Raw genomic sequence first — 7,062 nt, forward strand, 5'->3', positions numbered from 1 at the left:
GGGCGCGGCGCGGCTAAGACGGGCCAAACTCACCCGCCCGGAGTGCGCTCTCATGAAGACCCAGGTCAAAGCTCTCGTCGTCGGCGGTGGCGCCGTCGGCACGTCCATCGCCTATCACCTCGCCAAGGCCGGCTGGCAGGACGTCATGCTCCTGGAGCGCGACGAGCTCACCTCCGGCTCGACCTGGCATGCCGCGGGTCTTCTGCCCTATTTCAACATGTCCTACGCGACGACCCACATCCACGACTACTCGATCAAGTTCTACAAGACGCTCGAGGAAGAGACCGGCCTCAATGCGGGCTTCTTCGTGGTGGGCAACCTGCGCATGGCGCAGACCGATGCGCGCATGGACGAGTACATGCTCTATGCGTCGACCGCCGAGACCTGCGGCGTGCCCTTCGAGTGGATGACCCCCGACCAGATCAAGGAGCGCTGGCCGCTGATCCGCACCGACGACCTGAAGGGCGCGATCTACCACCCGACCGACGGCTACATCAATCCCGCCGACGTCACCATGGCGATGGCCAAGGGCGCCCGCCAGCGCGGCGTCATGATCGAGCGCAAGTGGCAGGTCGACGGCTACGAATGGGCCGGAGATCACTGGAACGTCACCGTCACCAAGATGGTCGAGAAGGGCGGCAACCTCGTGCCCTCCGACGAGACCCAGGTGATCGAGGCCGAGCATGTCGTGACCGCGACCGGCAACCACGCGCAGCGCACCGCGAAGCTCCTTGGCATCAAGATCCCCGCGATCCCGGTCGAGCACCAGTTCATCGTGACCGAGCCCGATCCGACCCTCGTGGAATGGCGCAAGACCAACGATCAGCACCCGGTCATCCGCGACGCCGATGCCAAGTGGTATGTCCGCGAAGAGCGCGGCGGCTGGATCCTCGGCCCCTACGAGCTGAACGCGCCCGCGCGGTTCGAATACGGCGTGCCCGACAGCTTCCGCGCCGACCTCTTCCCGCTCGATCTCGAGCGGATCGAGGAAGAGTACATGTCGATGATCCACCGGATCCCGTCCTCCGAGGAAGTGGGTCTCAAGGACGATTTCAACGGCCCGATCTGCTACACGCCCGACGGCAACCCGCTCATCGGCCCCGCGCCGGGCCTGCGCAACATGTGGCTGGCCGAGGGCTTCTCCTTCGGGATCACCGCCGCCGGCGGCGCCGGTCACTACCTCGCGCAGCTGATGGTCGAGGGCGAGGCCGAGATCGACATGGCCTCGCTCGACCCCAAGCGCTACGGCTCGTGGATGACGACCGAGTATGCCGCCCGCAAGAACGAGGAGGCCTACGAGCACGTCTACATCCTCCACCACCCCGACGAGGAACGCCCGGCCTGCCGCCCGCTCCGCACCGCGCCCGCCTATGACCGGCAGAAGGCGCTGGGCGCGCAGTTCGGCCATGTGAACGGCTGGGAGCGCCCGAACTACTACGGCCCGCTCGATGCGGAAGACAGCTTCGACCACGATGCGCGCAGCTTCCGCCGCGGCGGCTGGTGGCAGCATGCGGTCGACGAGGCCCGCGCGATCCGCGAGGCCGCGGGCCTGATCGACGCCACCGCCTTTGCCAAGCATCGCGTGGCGGGCCCCGGCGCGACCGCGTTCCTCGACTGGTTCACCTGCAACAAGCTGCCGAAGGTGGGCCGGATCAACCTGACCTACGCGCTGACCTCGAAGGGCACGACCCGGACCGAATACACCATCGTCCGGCTGGCGGAGAACGAGTATTACCTCGTCTCCGCCGGGGCCTGGGCCGCCTATGACGCCGACTACCTGCGCAAGGCCGCGGCCGACAAGGCGGGCGAGTTCGGCTATATCGAGATCCAGGATGTCACCACCCAATGGGGAGTCTACGCCATCGCCGGTCCGAAATCGCGCGACGTGCTGAAAGAGCTGATCCGCGACGCCGATCCCGAGACCGCGCTGTCGAACAAGCGCTTCCCCTGGCTGTCCGCCCGCGACATCGAGCTCGGCATGGTGCCTGTCATGGCGATCCGCGTGGCCTATACCGGCGAGCTTGGCTGGGAGCTGCACCACCCGATCGAGATGGGCGCGCATCTCTGGGACAAGCTGATGGCGGCGGGCGAAAAGCACGGGCTGAAGCCCGTCGGAGCCCGCGCCCAGAACTGGCTTCGCCAGGAGAAGAGCTACCGCGCCTTTGGCAACGAGCTTGGCCGCGACGCCACCCCGCTCGAGGCCGATCTGCCGCGCTTCGTCGATCTGGACAAGGGCTTCCACGGCAAGGACGCGCTGGTCGAGACCGGTGTGCGGTCGAAGTGCTGCACGCTCCTGATCGACGGTCCGGAGGATGCCGATCCCTGGGGCCGCGAGGCGCTCTATACCGAGGACGGCACCCGCGTCGGACGCCTGACCTCGGGCGGCTATTCGGTCGCGTTCGGCAAGTCCATCGGCATGGGCTATGTCCGTCCCGAGCTGGCGGTGCCGGGCACGAAGCTCAAGGTGCGGATGTTCCGCGAGCTCTGGGATGCCGAGGTCGTCGAGGACAGCCCCTACGACCCGAAGAACGAGACCATCCGCAAGGACGGCTGAGGTCCGATCCAAAGGAGCGCGCGTTCCGCGCGCGCTGCTCTGGCAGTCTGATCGTCCCGATCATCCTGCGCGGCGCGAGGGGCGATGCCCCTTGCGGGCGCGTTTGGCGGGGTATGCGCTGCTGCGGCTGTGGTGGTGCCGTTTGCCGCAATTTGCCTGACGCGTCGGCATCACGGTCGACGCCGGACGTGGATTCACGAGCGCGTCCGGGATGGGTGCCGATCCTGACGGCCAAGGCAGATCCTTCACCGTCAGAGACCGACGTCAGCCCGGCACACCCGACAACAGCCGCCGAGCGCCCGACGCCGCCCTCACCGCCCGTCGCCCGGATCGAGATCGGCGACATCGTCGTCGTCGAGCGTCGTGTCCATCGTGGGCGACTTGGCGTCGCGCGTTGTCTCCTCGGAGACCTCCTCGGCGGAGCCTTCGACCTCTTCGTCGTCGGAGCGCTCCTGCGAGAGCCGCAGCACCTGCGTGCGGCCCTTCTTGTCCTCGCCGAAGAACAGCGTCTGGTGCGGGAAGGGGATCTCGATCCCGCGCTCGTCGAAGAGCTTCTTCAGGAGCTCGTTGTAGAGACGCCCGATGCCCCATTGCTTGCCCGGCACGGTCTTGATCCGCGCCCGCAGCACCACGGCGCTGTCGCCCAGCGTCTGCACCCCGAACCATTCAAGATCGTCGAGGATGAACCCGCCCTGATCCTCGTCGCCCCTGAGCGTCTCGAAGGCGTCGAGCATCGCGGTCTTGGCCTCGTCGATATCCTCGCGATAGGCGATCCCCATATCCGCGACATGGTAGGAGAAGTCGCGCATGTAGTTCGACACCATGTCGACCGAGGAGAACGGGATGATGTGATAGGTCCCGTCGACCGCGCGCAGGCTCACCGAGCGCACGGTCAGCTTGTCGACCGTGCCGGTTGTGCCGCCCACGGTCACCACGTCGCCCACGTTCATCGCGTTGTCGAGCTGGATGAACACGCCGGTGATGATGTCCTGCACCATCTTCTGCGCGCCGAAACCGATGGCGAGACCGAGCACACCGGCCGAGGCCAGGAGCGGCCCGATATTGATGCCGATCTCGCTGAGGCAGAACATCAGGGTCAGGATCAGAAGCCCGATCGTCACCGCATTGCGCAGGAGCGACAGGAGCGTCGTCTCCCGCGAGCTCGGGATGGTGCCGTAATCGGGGTTCAGGCGGTAATCGATCCACGAGTTGAAGGCGAGCCAGATGCCGAAGGCCACGAGCAGGATCAGCACCACCGAGACCACCGCGCCCGAGAGGCTGAGACCGCGGTCGGAGCCGAGGAAGGCGCCGAAATTGAGAAGGCCCATCACGCTCAGCGCGTAGACGAGGACCGCGACCGAGACGAGGATGCGAAGGGTCACGAGGATCTTCGGCACGATCGCGTTCAGGCGGTGCTCGAGAAGCGGCAGCTTCTTGCGCAGTTCGTCGGGCAAGGTGATGCCGCGCGACAGCGCCCGTCCCAAGGCCCCCACGATGACCGAGCCGATCAGGACCGCGAGCGCGACCTTGCCGGACGCGGTCAGGAGATCGGCCACCGCCGTGGCGGGGCGGGTCATCACCACCACGAACATCACCGCGAGATAGATCAGCGCGAACCAGTGCCAGTTGCGCACCAACGGCGCGAGCGGCCCGGTCAGGCGGTGCTTGTCGGCGACGGTCTCCTCGTATTCGTCCTCGTCGAACTCATGCGTCTTGATGCGGCGCGCGATCCAGTTGGCGACGTTGTCGCGATGCCGGATCACCAGCACGACGAGATAGAGCAGCACGAATAGCGACAGCACCGCCGAGACGGCATTGCCGGCGGCGAAGGAGATGTTGCGGTTGACCACCGGCAGGATGAGGAGCTGCCCGTAGCCCATCACCGACACCACCACGTTGAGATGCCGCATCAGCCGCTTCGCCGCGCGGTTCGAGAGGTTGATCAGCCGCAGCCCGCCCGCCGAGGGCGAGACGATGGCACGGATCGCGACCTTGATCAGCTCGACGATCAGGAAGGCGTTGAGGTAGAGCGCCTGCCGGAAGCCCATCTGCCCGTAATCGCCGAGCGCGAGCACCGCGATGGCGTAGCCGAGGCCCCAGGCGACGATCACCGTCATCGCATCGAGCACCAGCGAGCCGCCGAAAAGCAGGAGCGTGCGGATGATGTTGGTGTCCTGCACCCGCTCGCCCATCCGCCGGAACACCGGCTGGAAGAGCGTCCGGAGCGCCAGGAACACCGCGACGGTGATGACGATGACGAGAAGCAGCGAGCGCAGCGTCTCCCAGAGAACAGTCAGTTCCTGCCCGGACAGACCGTTCAGGATCGACGAGCCCGAGGTCAGGCTGTCGTAGAAATTGGCCGCGCTTGCCGCCGCACTCTGCGCCACCTCCTGCGTCCATTCGGCGACCCGTGTGCCGATCGACGCGGTGTTCTGCGGGCCGGTCTGCGCGGTGCTGCCGTCGCCCTTGCCGCTCTGGCCGTCGCCGCTCTGACCGCCGTCCTGCTGGCCGCTGCCGTCTTGGCTGCCGTCCTGGCCGCCGCCATCCTGGCTGCTACCGTCGGACCCGCTGCCGCTGCTGCTGTCGGAGCCGCTACCGTCGCCATTGCCCGAGCCGCCTTGCTCCTTCACCACGCTTTCAAGCTCGGTGATCAGCTCCTGGCGCGCCTTGTCGTCCTTCAGGACGTCGAGCAGGCTTTGCAGCGGGGCCGAGGCCGCGTCGCCGCCGCTGTCGGAGCTCGACGAGCCGCCGCCGAAGAGCGACTGCGCCGCGACTGGCTGAGGCAGCGCGGCGAGGGCGAGGGAGATGCAGCAGAGAAGAGCGACAAGGAAATACCGGAGGGACGCAACGGAGCGCGCGGCAGAAACCATTGGCAGAACTTTCTTTCTCGATACGAACGGCCCGGGGCCGCACCTTTGCGGGCAGCATGGCCATGCCGCGCAAAGGCGCAACCCCGAGACCGGGTTTGCACATGATTCCAAGAACAACGACAGCGATTCCCCTTGGTTCCCCCGAACTCTGCGCGCGGCCGGCCCCTTCCGGATAGGTTTTTCAATTGATCGGATCAAATGGTGAACATATAACGAACGTATGGTGAAGCGTACCCTTTCCGAAAAGCTGGCGATTCTCTCCGACGCGGCGAAATACGATGCCTCCTGCGCCTCGTCGGGCGGGCAGCGGCGCGATTCCCGCGACGGCAAGGGCGTCGGCAGTTCCGGCGGATCGGGCATCTGCCACGCCTACGCGCCGGACGGGCGCTGCATCAGTCTTCTGAAGATCCTGATGACGAATTTCTGCATCTACGACTGCGCCTATTGCATCAATCGCGTCTCGAGCCGGATCGAACGCGCGCGCTTCTCGGTCGAAGAGGTCGTGTCGCTGACGATCGAGTTCTACCGCCGCAACTATATCGAGGGGCTGTTCCTGTCCTCGGGCATCATCCGCTCCCCCGACGACACGATGGCCGACATGGTGCGCATCGCGCGCACCCTGCGCGAGCAGGAGAATTTTCGCGGCTATATCCACCTCAAGACCATCCCCGATGCCGCGCCCGAGCTGATCGAGGAGGCGGGGAAATGGGCCGACCGGCTCTCGATCAATATCGAGATGCCGACCGAGCGGTCGCTCTCGGATCTCGCGCCCGAGAAAAGCGCGGGCGAGATCCGCAAGGCGATGGCCGAGGTGCGCATGCGCCGCGAGGCCTCGCGCGCGGGTCCGAGCTTTCGCGGCAAGCGCCCGGCGCGCTTCGCCCCCGCGGGGCAGTCGACGCAGGTGATCGTCGGGGCCGATGATGCGAACGATCGCACCATCCTCACGCAATCGGCCAATCTCTACGGCTCCTACGGTCTCAGCCGCGTCTACTACTCGGCCTTCTCGCCGATCCCCGATCCGGCGCGGGCGCTGCCGCTGAAGCCGCCGCCCCTGATGCGCGAACACCGGCTCTACCAGGCCGACTGGCTGTTGCGCTTCTACGATTTCCAGGTCTCCGAGATCGGTGGCAGCTCCGGCATGCTCGATCTCGACATCGACCCCAAGACCGCCTGGGCCGTCGCCAATCGCGGCCAGTTCCCCGTCGACATCATGACCGCCCAGCGCGAGATGCTCCTGCGCGTGCCGGGTTTCGGCACCCGCACCGTGCAGCGCCTGATCGCGGCGCGGCGGAACGGTCTGGTGCGGTTCGAGCATCTCAAGGCGATGGGCGCGGTGATGTCGCGCGCCCGCGCCTTCATCACCGCCCCCGGCTGGCGTCCGCGCGGGCTTCTCGACGCCGAGAACCTGCGCGCCCGCTTCGCGCCGCAGCCGGAACAGCTGGCCTTGTTCTGATGCCCCGGATGCATGAACCACACCCGATCCTTACCCACGCGACGGTGCGCTTAGGGCAGCGCCGAGCCGCCGGGGGGCGCAATCGCGCCGCCCCGGGGGGGCGAGTTGGCGCGGCCCGGCGTTTCCGCCGGGCGGCACGCATGTCCTAGGTCGCACCCATGCACCGCGTCACGCTCCCGAGGATC

Annotated in this window: 3 protein-coding genes; 2 read left to right on the forward strand and 1 reads right to left on the reverse strand. The window is 66.8% G+C overall.

The annotated features are described in order from the left end of the window. Positions 1 to 52 precede the first annotated feature (52 nt). Positions 53 to 2,554: a GcvT family protein gene (locus ACFQ4E_RS18460; protein WP_386806006.1), complete on the forward strand. Its 2,502-nt coding sequence runs from the start codon at positions 53 to 55 to the stop codon at positions 2,552 to 2,554. Between the two features lie 311 nt (positions 2,555 to 2,865). On the opposite strand, the gene ACFQ4E_RS18465 is transcribed toward ACFQ4E_RS18460, so the two are convergent. Next, positions 2,866 to 5,424: a mechanosensitive ion channel domain-containing protein gene (locus tag ACFQ4E_RS18465; protein ID WP_386806007.1), complete on the reverse strand. Its 2,559-nt coding sequence runs from the start codon at positions 5,422 to 5,424 to the stop codon at positions 2,866 to 2,868. A gap of 220 nt (positions 5,425 to 5,644) precedes the next feature. On the opposite strand from ACFQ4E_RS18465, the gene ACFQ4E_RS18470 reads away from it, so the two are divergent. Then, on the forward strand, positions 5,645 to 6,877 hold the full coding sequence (locus ACFQ4E_RS18470) for a putative DNA modification/repair radical SAM protein (RefSeq protein ID WP_386806008.1): 1,233 nt from the start codon (positions 5,645 to 5,647) through the stop codon (positions 6,875 to 6,877). The last annotated feature ends 185 nt before the right edge of the window (positions 6,878 to 7,062 follow it).

It is taken from the genome of Litorisediminicola beolgyonensis, from assembly GCF_042679605.1.
In the GTDB taxonomy this organism is placed as follows: domain Bacteria; phylum Pseudomonadota; class Alphaproteobacteria; order Rhodobacterales; family Rhodobacteraceae; genus Litorisediminicola; species Litorisediminicola beolgyonensis.

Coding starts and splice junctions, on each gene's coding strand:
- ACFQ4E_RS18460 (WP_386806006.1), top strand. CDS start 53: ATGAAGACCCAGGTCAAAGCTCTCGTCGTCGGCGGTGGCGCCGTCGGC.
- ACFQ4E_RS18465 (WP_386806007.1), bottom strand. CDS start 5,424: ATGGTTTCTGCCGCGCGCTCCGTTGCGTCCCTCCGGTATTTCCTTGTC.
- ACFQ4E_RS18470 (WP_386806008.1), top strand. CDS start 5,645: ATGGTGAAGCGTACCCTTTCCGAAAAGCTGGCGATTCTCTCCGACGCG.